This window comes from Pseudotamlana agarivorans, from assembly GCF_001642835.1.
GTDB classification, from domain to species: Bacteria; Bacteroidota; Bacteroidia; order Flavobacteriales; family Flavobacteriaceae; genus Pseudotamlana; species Pseudotamlana agarivorans.
Map to the genome: position 1 here is coordinate 208,161 of NZ_LXEI01000002.1, position 19,948 is coordinate 228,108.

General features: G+C 34.2%; 18 protein-coding genes. 9 read left to right on the top strand and 9 right to left on the bottom strand.

What is annotated here, in order from left to right:
• Positions 1 to 286: 286 nt before the first annotated feature.
• From A6I66_RS04210 to A6I66_RS04225, 4 genes are all read left to right on the top strand, one after another.
• The gene (locus tag A6I66_RS04210; protein WP_067145938.1) at positions 287 to 2,842 is read left to right on the top strand and encodes an adenosylcobalamin-dependent ribonucleoside-diphosphate reductase; all 2,556 of its coding nucleotides are present in this window, start codon (positions 287 to 289) and stop codon (positions 2,840 to 2,842) included.
• A gap of 162 nt (positions 2,843 to 3,004) precedes the next feature.
• On the top strand, positions 3,005 to 4,081 hold the full coding sequence (gene prfA, locus A6I66_RS04215; protein ID WP_067145939.1) for a peptide chain release factor 1: 1,077 nt from the start codon (positions 3,005 to 3,007) through the stop codon (positions 4,079 to 4,081).
• 91 nt (positions 4,082 to 4,172) lie between these two features.
• Positions 4,173 to 4,997 (top strand): orotidine-5'-phosphate decarboxylase, encoded by an 825-nt coding sequence (gene pyrF / locus A6I66_RS04220; protein WP_067145941.1) that lies wholly within the window; start codon positions 4,173 to 4,175, stop codon positions 4,995 to 4,997.
• 8 nt (positions 4,998 to 5,005) lie between these two features.
• Entirely contained in the window at positions 5,006 to 5,809 is an 804-nt protein-coding gene (locus A6I66_RS04225; RefSeq protein ID WP_067145943.1) for an ABC transporter substrate-binding protein, read from the top strand.
• 192 nt (positions 5,810 to 6,001) lie between these two features.
• Here the strand turns inward: A6I66_RS04225 and A6I66_RS04230 are convergent, their stop codons facing one another.
• The 4 genes from A6I66_RS04230 to purU all read right to left on the bottom strand — a co-directional run bounded on the left by A6I66_RS04230 (position 6,002) and on the right by purU (position 8,289).
• The gene (locus A6I66_RS04230; protein ID WP_157614077.1) at positions 6,002 to 6,199 is read right to left on the bottom strand and encodes a Lacal_2735 family protein; all 198 of its coding nucleotides are present in this window, start codon (positions 6,197 to 6,199) and stop codon (positions 6,002 to 6,004) included.
• 88 nt (positions 6,200 to 6,287) lie between these two features.
• A complete protein-coding gene (locus A6I66_RS04235; RefSeq protein WP_067145947.1) occupies positions 6,288 to 6,491 on the bottom strand; it encodes a Lacal_2735 family protein in 204 nt (67 codons plus the stop codon).
• A 172-nt stretch (positions 6,492 to 6,663) separates the two neighbouring features.
• A complete protein-coding gene (locus tag A6I66_RS04240; protein WP_067145949.1) occupies positions 6,664 to 7,386 on the bottom strand; it encodes a DUF4197 domain-containing protein in 723 nt (240 codons plus the stop codon).
• A gap of 48 nt (positions 7,387 to 7,434) precedes the next feature.
• Positions 7,435 to 8,289, bottom strand: coding sequence for a formyltetrahydrofolate deformylase (purU, locus tag A6I66_RS04245; RefSeq protein WP_067145951.1), 855 nt, complete (start codon positions 8,287 to 8,289; stop codon positions 7,435 to 7,437).
• Positions 8,290 to 8,433: 144 nt separating this feature from the next.
• On the opposite strand from purU, the gene A6I66_RS04250 reads away from it, so the two are divergent.
• Entirely contained in the window at positions 8,434 to 11,871 is a 3,438-nt protein-coding gene (locus A6I66_RS04250) for a methylmalonyl-CoA mutase family protein (RefSeq protein ID WP_067145952.1), read from the top strand.
• A gap of 433 nt (positions 11,872 to 12,304) precedes the next feature.
• Here the strand turns inward: A6I66_RS04250 and A6I66_RS04255 are convergent, their stop codons facing one another.
• A complete protein-coding gene (locus A6I66_RS04255; RefSeq protein WP_067145954.1) occupies positions 12,305 to 12,700 on the bottom strand; it encodes a hypothetical protein in 396 nt (131 codons plus the stop codon).
• 123 nt (positions 12,701 to 12,823) lie between these two features.
• Here A6I66_RS04255 and A6I66_RS04260 point away from each other — a divergent pair, with 123 nt between their 5' ends.
• Entirely contained in the window at positions 12,824 to 13,267 is a 444-nt protein-coding gene (locus A6I66_RS04260) for an Lrp/AsnC family transcriptional regulator (protein ID WP_067145956.1), read from the top strand.
• Positions 13,268 to 13,331: 64 nt separating this feature from the next.
• Here the strand turns inward: A6I66_RS04260 and A6I66_RS04265 are convergent, their stop codons facing one another.
• Positions 13,332 to 13,715, bottom strand: a complete 384-nt coding sequence (locus A6I66_RS04265; RefSeq protein ID WP_067145959.1) for a VOC family protein — start codon at positions 13,713 to 13,715, stop codon at positions 13,332 to 13,334.
• Positions 13,716 to 13,719: 4 nt separating this feature from the next.
• Positions 13,720 to 14,697, bottom strand: coding sequence for a YpdA family putative bacillithiol disulfide reductase (locus A6I66_RS04270; RefSeq protein ID WP_067145961.1), 978 nt, complete (start codon positions 14,695 to 14,697; stop codon positions 13,720 to 13,722).
• Between the two features lie 98 nt (positions 14,698 to 14,795).
• On the opposite strand from A6I66_RS04270, the gene A6I66_RS04275 reads away from it, so the two are divergent.
• Positions 14,796 to 15,404: a DUF1684 domain-containing protein gene (locus A6I66_RS04275; protein ID WP_067145963.1), complete on the top strand. Its 609-nt coding sequence runs from the start codon at positions 14,796 to 14,798 to the stop codon at positions 15,402 to 15,404.
• On the opposite strand, the gene crcB is transcribed toward A6I66_RS04275, so the two are convergent.
• Together crcB and A6I66_RS04285 are read right to left on the bottom strand one after the other, a co-directional pair.
• Positions 15,401 to 15,772, bottom strand: a complete 372-nt coding sequence (crcB, locus tag A6I66_RS04280; RefSeq protein WP_067145965.1) for a fluoride efflux transporter CrcB — start codon at positions 15,770 to 15,772, stop codon at positions 15,401 to 15,403. The genes A6I66_RS04275 and crcB overlap by 4 nt on opposite strands.
• Before the next feature lie 3 nt (positions 15,773 to 15,775).
• Positions 15,776 to 16,798 (bottom strand): SRPBCC family protein, encoded by a 1,023-nt coding sequence (locus A6I66_RS04285; protein ID WP_067145967.1) that lies wholly within the window; start codon positions 16,796 to 16,798, stop codon positions 15,776 to 15,778.
• A 178-nt stretch (positions 16,799 to 16,976) separates the two neighbouring features.
• Here A6I66_RS04285 and A6I66_RS04290 point away from each other — a divergent pair, with 178 nt between their 5' ends.
• Positions 16,977 to 19,016 (top strand): dipeptidyl-peptidase 3 family protein, encoded by a 2,040-nt coding sequence (locus A6I66_RS04290; RefSeq protein ID WP_067145970.1) that lies wholly within the window; start codon positions 16,977 to 16,979, stop codon positions 19,014 to 19,016.
• A 504-nt stretch (positions 19,017 to 19,520) separates the two neighbouring features.
• Positions 19,521 to 19,907: a pyrophosphohydrolase domain-containing protein gene (locus tag A6I66_RS04300; RefSeq protein WP_067145974.1), complete on the top strand. Its 387-nt coding sequence runs from the start codon at positions 19,521 to 19,523 to the stop codon at positions 19,905 to 19,907.
• The last annotated feature ends 41 nt before the right edge of the window (positions 19,908 to 19,948 follow it).

A 19,948-nucleotide genomic window follows, 5' to 3' on the forward strand; every position in this document is an offset into this window, starting at 1 on the left:
TGATGAACTATTCGGTGCTGAGAGCCAAATAGATGTGCTTTTTCGAGTTTATATTGTTTACTTCCTTATAAATATTTTTCGATTTCTTTAATGTTTTGTGTTATTATTCTTTTTAAAAATTGTTAACTTTTTGTTGTTGATAAATTTTTAACACCCTTGTTTTCAGTTGTTTAATGTGTTTTTTGTTGACAACTTTATGATTTGTGTCATGGTTTAAGTTGTATCTTTGTTTTTTATTTATAGCATATAAAAAATATTTAATCCATCTTAATATCTCAAAACATCCATGAACGAAAAACTAACAGAAGTCCCAAAAAAAACGTATACCCAAGAAGAGGCTTTTCAAGCTTCTTTAAAGTACTTTAAAAATGATGATTTAGCTGCTCGTGTTTGGTTAAATAAATATGCTCTTAAAGATTCTGATGGGAATATTTATGAGTTAACACCAAATGATATGCACAAGCGTATTGCTAAGGAAATAGCTAGTGTAGAGTCTAAGTATCCTAATCCGTTATCGGAAAGTGATATTTTCGATTTAATAAAGGATTTTAAATATATCGTTCCTCAAGGGAGTCCGATGGCAGGTATTGGGAATCCTTTTCAAATAGCCTCGCTGTCTAATTGTTTTGTAATTGGAAATGATGGAGAATCTGATTCTTATGGTGGTATCATGAAGATTGATCAGGAGCAAGTGCAACTTATGAAGCGTCGCGGAGGAGTTGGTCACGATTTGTCTCATATCCGTCCAAAAGGTTCTGCTGTTAAAAATTCTGCATTAACTTCTACGGGGATTGTTCCTTTTATGGAGCGTTATTCAAACTCAACAAGAGAGGTTGCTCAAGATGGTCGACGTGGTGCTTTAATGTTATCCGTTTCTATTAATCATCCCGATTCCGAAGATTTTATCAATGCTAAATTGGAACAAGGTAAAGTGACTGGTGCCAATGTTTCGGTAAGAATTGATGATGAGTTTATGAAAGCGGTAAAAGCAGGTAAGGAATACACTCAAAAATATCCTATTTTTAGTGCAAACCCTAAAGTATCAAAATCTATTGATGCCAATGCGCTTTGGAAAAAAATTGTTCATAATGCATGGAAATCTGCTGAGCCAGGTATTTTATTCTGGGACACTATAATTAATGAATCGGTGCCAGATTGTTATGCCGATTTAGGTTATAAAACAGTGTCTACCAATCCTTGTGGTGAGATTCCTTTATGTCCGTATGATTCGTGTCGTCTCTTAGCGATTAATTTATTTTCATATGTAGAAAATCCGTTTACAAGTGCCGCGAAATTCAATTTCGAATTGTTTAAAAAACACGTCGCAGCTGCTCAACGTATTATGGATGATGTTATCGATTTAGAGCTTCTTAAAATTGATAATATTCTTAAGAAAATAGATGAGGATCCCGAGCAAGATGAAGTAAAAAGAACAGAGAAAAATTTATGGTTAAACATTCAGCGTAAAGCCGAAGAAGGTCGTAGAACAGGTGTTGGGATTACTGCGGAAGGCGATATGTTAGCTGCTTTGGGTATTAAATACGGAAGTAAAGAAGGTAATGCTTTTTCACTGGAAGTACATAAAACTATTGCTATTGAAGCTTATAGAGCCTCGGTGCATTTGGCAAAAGAGCGTGGAGCCTTTGGAATTTTTGATATTGAACGCGAGAAAAATAATCCATTCATTAAACGACTAAAAGAAGCCGATGATAAGTTGTATTATGAAATGCTTGAATATGGCCGTCGTAATATTGCTTTATTAACGATTGCTCCAACTGGAACTACGAGTTTAATGACGCAAACAACCTCTGGGATCGAACCTGTATTTATGCCGGTTTATAAAAGAAGAAGAAAGGTAAATCCTAATGATAAAGATGTTCGCGTAGATTTTGTAGATGAAGTAGGGGATTCATGGGAAGAATATGTGGTTTTTCATCACCGTTTTAAACAATGGATGGAAGTTAATGGTATGGATACTACTGTTAATTATTCTCAAGATGAAATTAACGAGTTAATCAAAAAATCGCCGTATTACGGAGCAACTTCTAATGATGTTGATTGGTTGAGTAAGGTGAGTATGCAAGGTGCTATTCAAAAATGGGTAGATCACTCGATTAGTGTAACTATTAATTTACCAAACGATGTTTCGGAAGATTTAGTAGGCGACCTGTATTTAAAAGCATGGGAAGTTGGATGTAAGGGTGTAACAGTTTATAGAGACGGTTCTCGTTCTGGAGTTTTAATTTCTAATGATGAAAAGAAGAAGGAAGAGACCGAAGAAACCTTAACAGCATTTCCTACCAAGCGACCACAGTCGTTAGAGGCTGATGTGGTTCGTTTTCAAAATAGTAAAGAGAAGTGGATTGCTTTTATTGGTATTATTGACGGGAAACCTTACGAGGTTTTTACAGGTCTTGCCGATGATGAGGATGGTATTTTAATTCCACGTTGGGTAAACAAAGGGGTGATCATAAAGAATAGAGGTGAAGATGGGGTGCGACGTTACGATTTTCAATATAAAAACACAAGAGGTTATAAAACGACTATTGAAGGGTTATCGCATAAGTTTAATCCTGAATTTTGGAATTATGCCAAGCTGATTTCTAGTACTTTACGTCATGGTATGCCTATCGATAAAATTGTAGATTTAATTAATAGTTTACAATTAGATAGCGAGTCTATCAACACCTGGAAAAATGGTGTGGTGCGTGCCTTAAAACGTTATGTTGAAGATGGTACTAAAGCTAAAGGACAGAAATGCGATGCTTGTAAGTCTACAAACTTAATTTATCAAGAAGGTTGCTTGACTTGTAAAGATTGTGGCTCTTCCAAATGCGGATAGAATAATTTACTGTATAAAACATTTTAATAATGAAGAAAGGGAGGTTGTTTTTTAACAACCTCCTTTTTTTATTCAATGAAATCGACATAAATTTTAACCCTATTTCAAGGCATTGAAAATTGATAAATTATCGTATTTTTGACATCCAATTAAAAAAGGCAGATGTTAGAGAAATTACAAATAGTAAAGCAGCGTTTTGATGAGGTTAGTGATTTAATCATTCAACCTGATATTATTGCAGATCAAAAACGTTATGTCGAGTTAAATCGAGAATATAAAGATTTACGTATCCTTATGGGGAAACGTGAGGAATACATTGAGTTTACCAATAATCTAGCTGAAGCTGAAGAAATAATCGCCGATGGCAGTGATGCCGAAATGGTTGAAATGGCTAGGTTACAGTATGATGAAGCTAAAGTAGGTATTCCAAAATTAGAGGAAGAAATTAAAGTGCTTTTAATACCTAAAGATCCTCAAGATTCTAAAAATGCCGTAGTTGAATTACGTGCTGGAACAGGTGGTGATGAAGCGAGTATTTTTGCTGGTGACTTATTTAGAATGTACACAAAATACTGTGAAAGCAAAGGTTGGAAAGTTGATACTGTAGATTTTAGTGAAGGTACCAATGGCGGATTTAAAGAAATTCAGTTTGAGGTTTCTGGTGAAGATGTTTACGGAACTTTAAAATTTGAAGCAGGTGTGCACCGTGTACAACGTGTACCACAAACAGAAACACAAGGTCGTGTACATACTTCGGCTGCAACAGTCATGGTTTTCCCTGAAGCTGAAGAATTTGATGTTGAAATTAATCCTAAGGATGTGCGTATCGATTTTTTCTGTTCATCGGGACCCGGTGGACAGTCTGTAAATACGACTTATTCAGCCGTGCGTTTAACCCATATTCCAACAGGATTGGTGGCGCAGTGTCAAGATCAAAAATCTCAGCATAAAAATAAAGAGAAAGCTTTTAAAGTATTACGTTCGCGTTTATACGATTTAGAGTTGGCTAAAAAAATGGAGGAAGATGCCGCTTTACGTGGTACCATGGTGACCAGTGGAGATAGAAGTGCTAAAATTAGAACTTATAATTATCCTCAAGGTCGTGTTACCGATCATAGAATTGGTTTAACACTTTACGATTTATCGAATATTGTTAATGGTGATATTCAAAAAATTATTGATGAATTACAACTTGCTGAAAACACTGAAAAGTTAAAGGCAAATAGTGATCAAATTTAGTGTAACCTCATACCATAAAAATAAATAGTATACGCTGCGTTTCTTGACGAAGTCTTTGTGAAACGCAGCGTATCTGTTCTAAATAAAAGTCATGACAACAAGTCAACTTATTCAGGAAATTAAAAGAAAGAAATCCTTTTTATGTATAGGATTGGATGTCGATTTAAATAAAATTCCGAAGCACCTTTTGGAAGAAGAAGATCCGATTTTTGCATTCAACAAAGCCATAATCGATGCCACCCATCATTTGTGTGTAGCGTACAAACCCAATACGGCTTTTTATGAAGCTTACGGATTAAAAGGTTGGAAAGCTTTAGAAAAAACGATCAATTATTTAAATGAAAACCATCCTGAAATCTTTACAATTGCCGATGCTAAACGAGGCGATATAGGGAATACGAGTACAATGTATGCCAAGGCTTTTTTCGAAGACTTAGCTTTCGATTCGGTAACTGTAGCACCTTATATGGGGAAAGATTCCGTAGAGCCATTTTTAGCTTTTGAAAATAAGCATACCATTCTTTTGGCTTTAACATCTAATCAAGGGGCATTTGATTTTCAAACCAAAACGGTTGATGGTAAAGAGGTTTATAAACAGGTGTTAGAAACTTCAAAAACCTGGGTAAATTCAGATAACTTGATGTACGTGGTTGGAGCTACTAAAGCTGAATATTTTGCAGATATCAGAAAAATTATTCCAAACAGTTTCTTGTTAGTACCAGGAGTTGGAGCTCAAGGCGGAAATTTACAGGACGTTTGTAAATACGGTATGAATGATACAGTTGGGTTACTTATAAACTCTTCAAGAGGGATTATTTATGCTTCAAATGATACTGACTTTGCAGCATCAGCCGCCCAAAAATCTGAAGAACTTCAAAAGGAAATGGCCGATATCTTAGATGCGTCATCATTTTAAATGATGTCATGGAGTTTAAAGACCAACTGCATAGAGTAATTTCATTAGAAACTGTTCCTAAACGAATCATTTCATTAGTGCCTAGTCAAACCGAATTACTTTGTGATTTAGGTTTGGAGCATGCATTGGTGGGAATAACCAAATTTTGTATTCATCCAAAAGAGCTGCGTAAAAAGGTTACTGTTGTTGGGGGGACTAAGCAAATTCATCTGGATAAAATCAAGGCACTAAATCCCGATATCATTCTTTGTAATAAAGAGGAAAATACTAAGGAAATTGTAGAAGCTTGTGAAGGTATTTGTCAGGTACATGTGTCCGATATTTATAATTTAGAAGATAGCCTAAATTTAATCGCACAATATGGCACGCTATTTAATTGTAAATTAAAAGCGGAAAAAATTGTTGAAACTATTAAAGCAGAGTTTAATGAATTTCAAGACTTTGTGAAGGATGAACCTGTTGTTTCAGTTGCTTATTTTATTTGGAAATCTCCTTGGATGGCAGCCGCAAATCATACATTTATAAACTATTTATTGAACATAAATAAGTTTGAAAACGTATTCGGTCATTTAGAAAGATATCCTGAAATAGAACCTAATAAATTAGATGCAGGTGGAGCGCCTGAATTTGTCTTGTTATCCTCAGAGCCTTTTCCTTTTAAGGACATTCATAAGAATGAGGCACAAGAAATTTTTCCCAAAAGTAAAGCTATACTTGTAGATGGGGAAATGTTTTCTTGGTATGGATCAAGGCTCATGGCGGCGTTTAAGTATTTTAAAACGCTCCGTTTAAATCTTCATACTCAACTTTAGTAGTGTCTTCTACAAAGTTTGCAATTCTATTTTCTAATTGTTTTAAGCTGATTAATTTATTCAAATTAGGCTTAATTTTTCCTACGCGACAAAAGTGAGGGTTCATAACGTTCTGTTTTTTTGTTTATATAAAGTACGTGATAATAGGCTGTATAGATGTTTATATAAGGTTAAAATAACGATAAATAAAAATTATATCTTACAGTATATCAATTGATTTGAGTTTAAAAACCTTAAACCGTTTAATTCGTTAAGCAGTTTAATGGCTTTGAATTCTAGAATGTCACTCAAAGCAGAGTCCATTTGTCTAAAATTATACGCTTGTTCCATAAGCTGTTTGTAAGTGCTTAATAGTTTCGCTTGTTGTGTTTTTATATATGACGTATTCATAATTGTTAAATTTTTAATTATAGATCAATGCATGAGCAATTTTAATGCCTCATACATTTTTAAAAAGTTAAATAAATGGTAATAAATATTAGATTACTGATTGCTGCTGTTCTCGGTCTCGGTATAGATATTTTAATCGGTTGAGTTTGTTTAGCAGTTTTATAGCGCGATATTCTGAAATATCACTAAGTTCTGAATCGGTTTGTCGAAAATTATACGCCTGCTCTACAAGAGCCTTATAGTCTCTGTGGAGTTTATCTTGATGAAGTTTTATGGCGTCTAATCGTTTCATTCTTGTTCCTTGATTAACAGGAATTTAAATATACATATTTTTTGTTTAAATTTTAAAAAACGCACTAAAAAATTAAATCAATTTTAACTAAAAGATTAAGTGCACAAAAAAACCGAATGAAGTTTCATTCGGTTTTAAATTTTTTAAGGGTAATATATGTGATAAAATCGGTTTAGTCTTGTAAAGCAAATACCTTCTTTAATAAGTCTGTAGTTCTAGATGAGTATTGCGTTCTAATTTCTTTTTCTTCAACCTCGATCATCGTGAAAACACCTTTTAAAGCTTCCTCTGTCACGTAGTCAGTTAAATCGGGGTTAACATCATCTGTAAAAGGAATACTGTTGTATTTGCTAATTAAATTAGACCAGATTTTATCAGCGCCTACTTTGCTAAAGGAATTTTTAATCACCGGATTAAATTTATTATACAATGAGGTTTCTGTTTTTGAACTTAAGTATTGTGTTGCGGCATTGTCGCTTCCAACTAATATACTTTTAGCATCATTAAATGTAATGCCTTTTACAGCATCAACAAAAATGGGTGTCGCCTCTTTAACGGCATCTTCAGCAGCACGGTTAAGCACTTTTAAGCCTTCATCAGCGAGACTTCCTAATCCTATTTTTCTTAGACCGTCATCAACCTTTTGTAATTCTTTTGGTAATAAAATTTTAACCATGTCATTTCCGTAGAAACCATTGGTTTGGGTAAGTTTTGATACTTGCTTATCGATACCTAAATCTAAAGCTTGTCTTAAACCGGCAGCAATATCAGCATTTCCAATAGTACTGTTTGGAATATTGGTTTGTGTTTGAGGTAATTGCTTGGCTACTTCGTGTAACTCGGCACAAGCAGTTAGATTAACTAGTAAGGTAATGGCTAAAAATTTGCGTATCATATGGGGTTTATTGTTTTAATAATATTGAATTGTTGTTTTTGAATGCGATTATGTAAAAATTACCGTCTTATTATTATATACCATCACTTTTCTGTTAGCGTGTAGTTTTACGGCGTTAGCAAGAACCACTTTTTCTAAATCACGGCCCTTAGCTATAAGGTCGGAAATGGCATGTGTATGTGATACACGGGTGACATCCTGTTCAATAATAGGTCCAGCATCTAATTCCTCTGTGACATAATGGCTGGTTGCACCTATAATTTTAACACCTCGTTTGTAGGCAGAATGGTAAGGCTTGGCACCTATAAACGCCGGTAAAAACGAGTGGTGAATGTTTATAATTTTATTTTGGTATTGATTGATCAGTTTGTCAGATACAATTTGCATGTACCTGGCCAATACGATAAAGTCTATTTTATGTTCTAAAAGTAACTCCAATTGTTTGTCTTCAGCCTCTTTCTTTGTGTCTTTGGTCACTGGGATATGGTAGAAAGGAATATTGAAATTTTTAGCGATATGTTCTAAATCGGTGTGATTACTTATAATAAAAGGTATTTCTAGATTGAGCTCTCCAGAGTTATATCTTCCTAATAAATCATACAAACAATGGTCGTATTTTGATATAAATAACGCCATTTTAGGCTTTTTCTCAGAAGAATAAATGCGCCATTTCATTTTAAAAGTTTCGGCAAGTTCACTTTTGAAATCAGTTTTAAAGTCTATTGTAGAAAAACTATCCGAAACAAATTCACTTTCCAAACGCATAAAGAAAATATCTTGTTCTCGATCGACATATTGGTCTATGTAAACAATGTTTCCGCCTTTATTAGCGATAAAGTTGGTGATTGAGGCAATGATATTTGGTTTGTCTTTACAATGTATTAATATGGTTATCTTATTCATTAGAATTCAAGCTTTAATGCTCAAAATTAGGTTAAAATTATAAAAGACTAAACTTAGAATATAGTTTTAGATAATATCAAGTAAATGGTTTAAATTTTTGAATATTTCGTAAATTGCCGGACTTAATTAAGAGAATATTTACGAATGAATCAGCAAGCAATATATAAGCCAAATAATAAAATTAGAATCGTAACCGCAGCCTCTCTTTTCGATGGTCATGATGCCTCAATAAACGTGATGCGTCGAATCATTCAAGCCACTGGTGTTGAGGTGATTCACCTAGGTCATGATAGAAGTGTTGAAGAGGTGGTTAATACAGCCATTCAAGAAGATGTGAATGCTATTTGTTTAACTTCTTATCAAGGTGGTCACAACGAATATTTTAAATATATGTTCGACCTTTTAAAGGAAAAAGGTGCTGGACATATCAAGATTTTTGGCGGCGGCGGTGGCGTTATCTTACCTTCAGAAATTAAAGACTTAATGGATTATGGCATCACCCGTATTTATTCACCTGATGATGGCCGTGAAATGGGACTTCAAGGAATGATAAACGATTTGGTGCAGCAATCTGATTTTGAGATTGGGGATACCCTTGATGTAGATTTAGAGGTTATTCAAAGTAAATCGGTTAAAGATATCGCTCGTGTAATTTCTTCCGCTGAAAATTTTCCAGAAACAGCTAAAGCTACTTTAAATAAAATTCATACTAAAAATGAAACTTCAAAAACTCCAGTTCTCGGAATTACAGGTACTGGAGGTGCCGGAAAGTCTAGTTTGGTTGATGAACTCGTTCGTCGTTATTTAATGGATTTCCCAAACAAGACCGTAGGTATCATTTCGGTCGATCCTTCTAAACGTAAAACTGGTGGTGCGCTTCTAGGGGATCGTATTAGAATGAATGCCATAAATAATGAGCGTGTTTACATGCGTAGTTTAGCTACAAGACAGTCAAATCTGGCACTTTCTAAACATGTTAATGAAGCCATTGAGGTTTTAAAAGCAGCCAATTATGATCTAATTATTTTAGAAACTTCGGGAATCGGACAATCAGATACCGAAATAATTGAACATTCTGATGTGTCACTTTATGTGATGACACCCGAATTTGGTGCGGCCACACAATTAGAAAAAATTGATATGCTAGATTTTGCCGATTTAGTTGCCATTAATAAATTCGATAAAAGAGGCGCTTTAGATGCATTACGTGATGTGAAAAAGCAATATATGCGTAATAATTTGCTGTGGGAGACACCTCAAGAAGATTTACCCGTTTTTGGAACGATTGCCTCTCAGTTTAACGACCCAGGTATGAATACGTTATATCAGGCTGTTATTAATAAGTTGGTTGAAAAAACAGAAGCAGATTTAAAATCTAACCTGGTTGAGTCTCTAGGTGAAAGTGAGAAAATTTTTGTAATTCCGCCTGCTAGAACTCGTTATTTATCTGAAATATCTGAAAATAATAGAGCTTATGATAAAAAGGCTAATGAGCAAGTTGACATAGCTCAAAAACTCTACGGCATCTTTAAAACGATTTGTACAGTAGTTGATGTTAATTCTAAAGAAGATGAATTATCTTTTATTGGAAAGTTAGGCCTCGAAGAAGACACTATTTTAAAAAGCGCCTCTGAAGATAACGGTGATTTTGTAAAATTACTTATAGCCGAATTTGATCGTGTGAAAATGAATTTAGATCCGTTCAATTGGGAGATCCTAACGGGGTGGGATGCTAAAGTGAATAGGTACAAAAATCCGATTTATAGTTTTAAGGTTCGTGACAAAGAAATTAAAATTGAAACCCACACCGAATCCCTATCACATACTCAAATACCAAAGGTGGCATTCCCAAAGTACCAAGCTTGGGGTGACATACTTCGTTGGTGTTTGCAAGAAAACGTTCCAGGAGAGTTTCCTTTTACTTCTGGATTGTATCCTTTTAAAAGAAAAGGGGAAGACCCAGCCCGTATGTTTGCCGGCGAAGGAAGTCCAGAACGTACCAATAAACGTTTTCATTATGTAAGTCAGGGTATGCCAGCAAAGCGCTTGTCTACGGCTTTTGATAGTGTAACACTTTATGGAAACGACCCTGATATTAGACCCGATATTTATGGTAAAATTGGTAATGCAGGCGTTTCTATTTGTTGTTTAGATGATGCTAAAAAGTTGTATTCTGGTTTCAATTTGGCCGATGCTATGACCTCTGTGAGTATGACTATAAATGGCCCTGCACCCATGTTATTAGGGTATTTTATGAATGCAGCCATAGATCAGCAATGTGAAATTTACATCAAAGAAAATGGTTTAGAAGATGCTGTTGAAGCAAAATTAAAGGAATTATATAAAAATGAAGAGCGTCCTAAATATAACGGTACCCTTCCTGAAGGGAATGATGGTTTAGGTTTGATGCTATTAGGGGTAACTGGTGATCAGGTTTTACCTAAAGATGTGTATAATTCTATTAAAGCCAATACCATTGCTCAAGTTCGCGGTACCGTACAAGCTGATATTTTAAAGGAAGATCAAGCGCAAAATACTTGTATTTTCTCAACTGAATTCGCTTTGCGTTTAATGGGCGATGTTCAAGAGTATTTTATAGAGAATAACGTTCGAAATTTTTATTCGGTGTCTATTTCAGGCTATCATATCGCAGAAGCTGGAGCCAATCCGATTACGCAGCTGGCATTGACCTTATCCAACGGCTTTACTTATGTGGAGTATTATTTAAGCCGCGGTATGGATATCAATAAATTTGGTCCAAATTTATCTTTCTTTTTCTCCAATGGTATCGATCCAGAATATGCTGTTATTGGTCGTGTAGCGCGTAAAATATGGGCTAAAGCCATGAAGCATAAGTATGGCGCTAATGAAAGAGCTCAAATGCTTAAATATCATATTCAAACTTCAGGACGTAGTTTACATGCTCAGGAAATTGATTTTAACGACATCCGAACCACACTTCAAGCCCTTTATGCGATTTATGATAACTGTAATTCGTTACATACCAATGCTTACGATGAAGCTATTACAACACCAACTGAAGAGTCTGTGCGTCGTGCCATGGCCATCCAACTTATAATTAATAAAGAGCTTGGTTTGGCTAAAAATGAAAATCCAATTCAAGGATCTTTTATAATTGAAGAATTAACCGATTTAGTAGAAGAAGCTGTTCTTGTTGAGTTTGATAGAATAAATGAACGAGGTGGCGTTTTAGGAGCTATGGAAACCATGTACCAACGTAGTAAAATTCAAGAAGAAAGTTTGTATTACGAAACGTTAAAACACAATGGTGATTTTCCTATTATTGGTGTGAATACTTTTTTAAGCAGTAAAGGGTCTCCAACGGTTTTACCGGCGGAAGTTATTCGAGCTACCGAAGAAGAAAAACAACTTCAAATTAAAACGTTGAAGAACTTGCATGAAGCTCATAACACCACCGATTTGTTAAAGGATTTACAGCTAAAGGCCGTTCAAAACGAGAATATTTTTGATGCGCTTATGGAAGTATGTAAAGTTTGTTCTTTAGGAGAAATTACTGAAGCCTTATTTGAAGTCGGTGGGCAGTACAGACGAAACATGTAGTTTTTTATTTTGTATGTTTTTAATGGCTTATAATCAGTTAAATACAAAAGTCATTTCAACCTTATTTTTGACATTATAATACAAGTTATAGTAATTTAATAACGCTTAATCTAAAAATTAGGTGTTATTTTTTTGCTTTAACTATCTAAGTGTAAATTAATCTTCTAGAGCTATTTATTTAGTATTGTTTAGCCCTAAAAACAATTTTATACTATGGAATGTACCCTCAAATACAAGTTTAAAAGGCGTTCAAAAAACTATTTAGATTGGTTATTTTATACGGTCAAATCAGAAAAATATCACTTAAGTGAAGGCCATGTCTTAAATACGAAAACAAAGTTTATCGCGTGAAAGCATTACGATGAACATGAAAAAACGCTCAAGAAATTTAAATTTTTTGAGCGTTTTTTATATAACCTAGCGGGGTTAAGTTCTATAATGTAAGCATCCAAGTACTTTGTAGTTTTTTAAATTTTTTTAATTCACTTCTTAAAATTGGTAAAAAATCTTTTCCGTTACTGTTAGAACGCTCTAATCGATATGAATTTTTATAAAGTTTATTGGTTAATTTTCTTAAAGATTCAATATGCTTATATCTACGCTCTGAATGTCTTTGTAATTCTGCGTTTAGAATTTCTGGAGCTAATGAAACAGATTGTTGAATAATATCTCCTGAGAAATAAATATGATGACTTTCGCTACCATCTTGATTTAGAGAAGATAAGTCGCTATTTAAGTAGGAAGAAATGCTTTGAGATAGAGTGAAAATCTCCAAAGCTTTCTGATAAATCGGTAATTCCGATAGATTTAGTGGGGTATTAGACGACATAATTATTTGTTTCTTAGCATTTATTCAAAATTACTCACAACGCAGGAGAATCAACTTTAATAGTTAAGGTAAAATTGTATATTTGCTTTTATTATTAATTAATTAGTGTTAAAATTCCTTTGAATGGTAGTTGATAGTCTGAACCGAAAAATTTTAAAATGTTTACAGGAAAACGCAAGGCTTTCTAATGCTGAAATTGGTAGGCAAGTTGGTATAAGTTCGCCTGCTGTTTCCGAGCGCATCAAAAAAATGGAAGATCTTGGAATTATTGAAGGCTATAAAACCATAGTTTCACCTTTTGAAATCGGTTACCAACTAAAAGCCATTATCACCTTGAGAGCATTTATGGGGAAATTAAGACCCTTTTTAGATAAAGTAAAAACCTATGATGAGGTAATCAATTGTTACCGAATTACGGGCGATGAAAATATAGTGATGGAAGTGGTTTTAAAAAATCAAAAGCATCTGGAGACTTTTATTGATCAATTGATTACTTATGGTGAATCTAAAACTCAAATTGTATTGTCAAATGTAGTAAAGCAAAAAGAAGTGACGCCTATAAAATAATGAAGGGGGTAGAGGGAATTTAAAAGAACTTATATAAGTTGTTTTATCATTCAATTTAAATAAATTACTCCGACACTAAACGCCAAGGTGGGTTTTTTCTGTTTTTTCCAGCATAATATAAAATGATGCGGTTGCCGTCTGGGTCCTTAAGTTGAGCTTCTCTCCATAGCCAGGACTTATCTGTTGGAAGTTGCTCAAACACGATGCCTTTATCTCTCAAATGTTTTACAGTCTCATCAAGGTTTTGTTCTTCAAAATAAACCGTAATTCCAGAACCATCAGATAGGTTTTCAACTTCGTGTATTGAGAACGTAGCATCGCCATCAGCGCATTCAAATCTAGCGTATTTCGAATGCGTGAAAACAATCAGTTTTAAGCCTAAAGCTTTATAAAATTCTACCGACTTTTCGACATTTAAAGAGGGTACAGTAACTTGATTTAGGTTCATAAGCTTATAAAGATTGGGTCTCAAGATGTTCTGCGATGCGTTTGGCGTGTATTCTAGAATTTTCTATAAACCATTTATGGGTTTCATTTCCTCCACAAACTACGCCAGCTAAATAGAGGCCTTCAACGTTTGAAACCATGGTTTCAGAATCATAATAAGGTATGTTTTTTTCGTCTTTTGAAAGCTTTACACCACTACTTTCTAATAGCTTAAAATTAGGGAGGTATCCTGTTAATGCGATTACAAAATCATTAGGAATGGTTTCTTCTCCGTTTTTAGTAGCGATTACCACTTCACGGTCTTTTATTTCTTTGATATTAGCATTGAAATAGGCTTTAATACTGCCTTCTTCAATTCTGTTAATTATATCTGGGCGCACCCAATATTTCACACGCTCCCCAATGCTTTCTCCGCGAACAACCATGGTTACTCGTCCACCTTTACGCCAAATTTCTAAAGCAGCATCCACAGCGGAATTGCTCGCACCTACAACAAGGACATCTTGAAGTGCATATTGGTGTGCTTCTTTATAATAATGCGTAACCTTATTAAGATTTTCCCCAGGAACATCAAGCATTTTTGGAATGTCATAAAACCCCGTACTAACGATGGTGTATTTAGAGGAATACGTAGATTTATCTGTTTTTATAATGAAACCTCCAGCCGTTGTTTTTTCAATGCCAAGGACCGTTTCAAACAAATGTATGTTTAATTGATTTGAGGTAGTTACACGTCTGTAGTACTCTAATGCTTCATCTCTATTTGGTTTTGGATTATTACTTATAAACGGAATCTCATCAATTTCAAGTTTTTCGGAGGTTGAAAAAAATGTCATGTTTTTAGGGTAATTAAACAACGAATTGGTTAAAGTACCTTTTTCAATAATAACATAATTCCAACCTCTTTTTTTGCATTCCAATGCACAAGCAATCCCTATGGGACCACCACCAACAATAATAATATCAAATTGATTTTCTTTCAAAATAACCCTTTTTTCAATGCTTTTAAAGTATCAAAACTATTTAAAACATTTGTAAATTGTATTTTTGAAAGGATAAAATTTAGAAATATTATAGCCCCATGAAGAAAATGAAAATGGTTTTCGTTCTGGTTTTCGTCTTATTAACAAGTTGCACTCAGAAGATGCGCCCTATTAAAGGTGAGACACCTTATCAAAGGCAACAAAATGCCGATTTCAAGGATGCATCCAAATCACCGTTAAAACCAAGTGATCTTAAAGTTTTTGAAGGACTTGATTTTTTTAAGCACGATTCTACATATATGGTTCACGCTAAATTAGAGCGCACCCCAGATACTAAATGGTTTAAAATGAAAACGACTACAGATCGCCTTTCGGAAGAGCGTGTTTATGGGGTTTTATCTTTTCAATTAAAAGGAGAACCATTTAAATTAAAGGTATATCAAGGGAAGGAACTTATGACTCAAGAAGGATTTGAGGATTATTTGTTTTTACCTTTTTTAGATGAAACTAATGGTTTTGAAACTTATGGAGGGGGGCGTTATATCGATGTTAGAATTCCTAAAAATGATTCCTTAATAATAGATTTCAATAAAGCTTATAATCCATATTGCGCCTATAATGAGGCTTATTCTTGTCCGATTGTTCCAAGAGAAAATTATCTAAAAACCAGAGTCGAAGCGGGAGTTAAAGCTTTTAAAAAGGATTAAAAACTTTTTGCTAAAAAGATTCCAAGAAAAACGGCGCATAAACCTACTATAAAACTCATAGACGTGTAAATTGCGAAAGTTAAAAAGTCTCCTGATTTTAAAAAGACATGATTTTCATGTGCAAAAGTTGAAAAAGTTGTAAATCCGCCACAGAACCCAGTCGCTAATAGTAGCGAGTGTTGTTGAGTGAAAGCGTTATTTTTTGCTGCTAGGCCTAAAAAGAATCCGATTAATAAGCTTCCCATAACATTGGCTGCGAATGTGCCGTACGGAATACTTGTATCTAAATTATTTAGGTATTTACCAATTAGAAACCTGAGAACACTTCCTAAACCACCACCAATAAAAACAAGTAAGAGGTTTTTCATAATTTACTTAACAGCGATGTAGATTTCTGTAATCCACTCAGCAGGGTTTTCTGTAGAGCTTGGATCGGTGATGTATGTTTCAAGCATTGGGCCGCTTTCAGCAAATTCTAAACCGTTGTTAGGAATGTATTTCATAGCTGTGTCCCAAGCTTCTTTTAAGTTATTGTAGTTACCTTTTAATGTCGTTTTAACAGCTTCGAACGGCTCCATTTGACCTGTTAGAATATTGTCTTCTGTGGTAATAACTCTTTCCGTAGTTGGAATACAACAAGAAAAGATAGCGGCGTTATTTGCAACATCCCATTTAAGATAATGAACAAAAGGTGCACCAGCCATTTTGATGTGGTGTTGCTTAGCAAATGCACTAACTTTAGGCATCATGTCTTGCATTTTTCTTGATATTTCAGAAATCTTACATGAGGTTGTATTGTAGATGTAGAAACCGCCACCATGTTCTGTAATACCATTTACGGTAACGCTATATTTTTGCATATCGGCTGTAACAATACTATCTAATTTGAAAAGTCCACGTTCGAAATCCGGAGACGTGTTTTCTTCAATAGAACCAGCAAAGGTTGTATACATTTTCGTCATAAAATCCTGTTCGCCTTTCATAGCCCAAGTTACATTCGTGCCTTCTGCTGTATTTTCAAATGTCCAATTAATATCAGATTGAGATTTAAAAGGTTTAACGAAAGTTATTTTTTGTGAAATGGCTTTATTTTTATCAACCGAAAGTGTTTTCATTTTTCCTTCACCTAAAACCTCTCCAGACCAAGAATATCCGGCATCAACACCAGCAGTTTTATCCTCGTAAGTAAGCGTAGCATCAGGTTCGTGTTCTATCCAAGGCGAAAACTCTGGCCAATGTTTATAATCGTTTACTTTATTATAGAGTAGAGAAGCAGGGGCTTTAATCGTTCTACTTCTACTAAAACTAAACTCATTAGGCTGCACAGCAATATACATAGCGGTCCCAATAAAAATAATTAATAATAATAGAAGAATGTATTTAAGTGCTTTCATTTGGTGGTGGTTTTCAATAAAAATTATAAATCAAAGATACTGATTTTAATTTTTTACTTTATAAATTCTTATTTTCGCGTGAAATTGATTAGTCTTTTAGGGGTGAAAACTCTAAAAGGATTTTAATATACTGTTGTTTCTTTAAAAATGATTTTAATCTCTAACTATATTTAATAATATGCAACTAAAAACAATTTTGAGCATAGCTTTAGTAAGTTCGCTTTTATGGGCTTGTGGCAATGAGAAGTCTGAAACCGTTAATCATAAAATGGCCGAAAAAGAGGTTGTTAAATTTGATTACAATGTCGAGCAATTTGCAGATATAAAAATTCTGCGTTATCAAATTCCAGGTTGGGAAAATTTATCCCTTAAGGAGCAAAAACTTGTGTACTATTTAACGCAAGCTGGTTTATCTGGACGTGATATTATGTGGGATCAAAATTACCGCTATAATTTAACCATTAGAAAAGCTTTAGAAAAAATATATACGACTTTTGAAGGCGATAAAACTAATGAGAACTGGAATGCTTTCGAGGCCTATTTAAAGCGTGTTTGGTTTAGTAATGGTATTCATCATCATTATTCAAACGATAAATTGAAGCCAGGTTTCTCTCCTGAATATTTAAAAACTTTACTTGAGGCTACCCAAACAACTTTAGAAGGTGAAGCTTTTGCTGTTTTGTTTAACGATAAGGATGCCAAGAAAGTAAACCAAGCTAAAGGTGTTGACAATGTGGCGCTTTCTGCAGTTAACTTTTACGGTCCTAATGTAACTAATGTAGATGTTGAAAGTTTCTATAAAACTAAGGTGTCTCCAAACCCTGAAAAACCATTGTCTTTCGGATTAAACTCGCAACTGGTTAAAGAAGATGGGGTGTTAAAAGAGCGTGTGTATAAGTCTGGTGGATTGTATGGTGAAGCTATCGATGAAATCATTAAATGGTTAGAATTAGCGCAAGGTGTAGCCGAAAATAAGGCTCAAGGTGATGCACTTGGTTTGTTAATTGAGTATTACAAAACCGGAGATTTACAAACATGGGACGATTATAACGTGGCATGGACAGGAGCTACCGAAGGAAATATCGATTATATAAATAGCTTCATTGAAGTGTATAACGATCCTTTAGGATATAGAGGCTCATACGAAAGTATCATTCAAATTAATGATTTCGATATGTCTAAAAAAATGAAAGTCTTATCGGATAACGCACAATGGTTTGAAGATCATTCTACATTAATGGATGCACATAAAAAGAAAAATGTCGTTGGTGTTTCATATAAGGTGGTAAGTGTAGCTGGTGAGGCTGGAGATGCTTCTCCTAGTACGCCAATTGGAGTAAATTTACCTAATGCAAACTGGATTCGTGCGGCTGTAGGTAGTAAGTCAGTGTCCTTAGGAAATATTATTAATGCCTATAATAATGCAGGTGGTTCAGAGCGTTTAAAAGAGTTTGTAAACGATCAAGAAGAACTGGAATTAGAAGAGAAATACGGACAATTAGCTGATAAATTACATACGGCTTTACACGAGGTTATTGGACACGCTTCAGGACAATTAAATCCTGGTGTTGGTGAAACGAAAGAAACGCTAAAAAATTATGCATCTACTTTAGAAGAAGGGCGTGCTGATTTAGTAGGACTTTATTATTTATATGATCCCAAACTTCAAGAATTAGGGTTGGTTGACGATTGGAAGTCTGTTGGAAAAGCAGCTTACGATGGTTATATTAGAAATGGTTTAATGACGCAGCTTATTCGCTTAAATTTAGGTGACGATGTTGAAGAAGCTCATATGAGAAACAGACAATGGGTTTCGGCTTGGGTTTTTGAAAAAGGTAAAGCTGATAACGTTATTGAAAAAATTACAAGAGACGGAAAAACGTATTTCAATATTAATGATTACGAGAAATTACATGACTTATTCGGACAATTATTAAGAGAAACACAAAGAATTAAATCTGAAGGTGATTTTGCTGCTTGCAAAGCTTTAGTTGAAGGTTATGGTGTAAAAGTAGATCAAGAAATTCATGCTGAAGTTCTAGAGCGTAACAAACAGTTTACATCGGCACCTTATAGCGGATTTGTAAATCCAGTATTAGTAGCAGAAACAGATGCTAATGGAGATATCACAGCAATAAAAGTGACTCAACCAGAAACTTTTGATGGTCAGATGTTAAACTACAGTAAAAATTTCAGTTTCCTTCCAGAAGTAAACTAGAAGTTAATACATAAGTAAATAAAAAAACAGAACCCTATTTAAGGTTCTGTTTTTTTATTTACACTAAATATGAGTAAAATGATATTAACAACAATAAGCGCACTTAAAATTAAAATAATGGTCATCTTTTTATGTTTAGGTTGGTATTCTAAATGATAGATGGTTATTCTTTAAAAAGGTTGCGTCTAAAGTATTAATTTTTTTGTAAATACGTCCTTTTTTTATGAATATCTCGGTTTTGCTTGGGGTCTACTGCTATTTAAAAAAGAATTTAATAGCTGAAATTAAAGCGATAAAGGCAATAAACGCAATAAGCATCCAATAGCTCCCTGCGTAAAACCGCTTGTGTAATTTCAAGTCTTTTCTGTAGGTATAGGCAATAATTATTGCGAAAACTATAAAAAATAAAACACCGAAAATGATTTGGCCTTTACTGAACATATAATATTTTTATGCAAATTTAAGGAATAACAAGCATTTAAAACCCCAATATATAATCACATTATGAAAAATAAAATAGAAGCAGTAAAGGCATTTCATACGGCCTTTAAAATCGGACATCTAGAGTCGCCAAAAGCAGATTTAGGTCAGGCTAAAAACCTGCTAAGATTTAATTTAATGAAGGAAGAAAATGAAGAATACTTAGAAGCTGCACAAAACAACGATCTTGTTGAGGTTGCCGATGCGCTAGGTGATATGCTTTATATTTTATGCGGAACCATTATTGAACATGGTATGCAGCATAAAATAGAAGAGGTTTTTGATGAAATTCAACGAAGTAATATGAGTAAATTAGGAGAAGGAGGAGAGCCTATTTATCGAGAAGATGGTAAAGTTCTAAAAGGCCCTAATTATTTTAAACCTAATATTAAATCTATTTTAGAACAATAATGTATTTAATTTTAACACAAAAAAAATGGTCTATTTCTAGA

Excerpts from the sequence above, each read along its gene's own strand:
- pyrF (WP_067145941.1), top strand. The coding sequence starts at position 4,173 with ATGACAACAAGTCAACTTATTCAGGAAATTAAAAGAAAGAAATCCTTT.
- purU (WP_067145951.1), bottom strand. The coding sequence starts at position 8,289 with ATGAATAAGATAACCATATTAATACATTGTAAAGACAAACCAAATATC.
- A6I66_RS04250 (WP_067145952.1), top strand. The coding sequence starts at position 8,434 with ATGAATCAGCAAGCAATATATAAGCCAAATAATAAAATTAGAATCGTA.
- crcB (WP_067145965.1), bottom strand. The coding sequence starts at position 15,772 with ATGAAAAACCTCTTACTTGTTTTTATTGGTGGTGGTTTAGGAAGTGTT.
- prfA (WP_067145939.1), top strand. The coding sequence starts at position 3,005 with ATGTTAGAGAAATTACAAATAGTAAAGCAGCGTTTTGATGAGGTTAGT.
- A6I66_RS04210 (WP_067145938.1), top strand. The coding sequence starts at position 287 with ATGAACGAAAAACTAACAGAAGTCCCAAAAAAAACGTATACCCAAGAA.
- A6I66_RS04290 (WP_067145970.1), top strand. The coding sequence starts at position 16,977 with ATGCAACTAAAAACAATTTTGAGCATAGCTTTAGTAAGTTCGCTTTTA.
- A6I66_RS04285 (WP_067145967.1), bottom strand. The coding sequence starts at position 16,798 with ATGAAAGCACTTAAATACATTCTTCTATTATTATTAATTATTTTTATT.
- A6I66_RS04260 (WP_067145956.1), top strand. The coding sequence starts at position 12,824 with ATGGTAGTTGATAGTCTGAACCGAAAAATTTTAAAATGTTTACAGGAA.
- A6I66_RS04300 (WP_067145974.1), top strand. The coding sequence starts at position 19,521 with ATGAAAAATAAAATAGAAGCAGTAAAGGCATTTCATACGGCCTTTAAA.
- A6I66_RS04225 (WP_067145943.1), top strand. The coding sequence starts at position 5,006 with ATGGAGTTTAAAGACCAACTGCATAGAGTAATTTCATTAGAAACTGTT.
- A6I66_RS04240 (WP_067145949.1), bottom strand. The coding sequence starts at position 7,386 with ATGATACGCAAATTTTTAGCCATTACCTTACTAGTTAATCTAACTGCT.
- A6I66_RS04235 (WP_067145947.1), bottom strand. The coding sequence starts at position 6,491 with ATGAAACGATTAGACGCCATAAAACTTCATCAAGATAAACTCCACAGA.
- A6I66_RS04255 (WP_067145954.1), bottom strand. The coding sequence starts at position 12,700 with ATGTCGTCTAATACCCCACTAAATCTATCGGAATTACCGATTTATCAG.
- A6I66_RS04230 (WP_157614077.1), bottom strand. The coding sequence starts at position 6,199 with ATGAATACGTCATATATAAAAACACAACAAGCGAAACTATTAAGCACT.
- A6I66_RS04275 (WP_067145963.1), top strand. The coding sequence starts at position 14,796 with ATGAAGAAAATGAAAATGGTTTTCGTTCTGGTTTTCGTCTTATTAACA.
- A6I66_RS04265 (WP_067145959.1), bottom strand. The coding sequence starts at position 13,715 with ATGAACCTAAATCAAGTTACTGTACCCTCTTTAAATGTCGAAAAGTCG.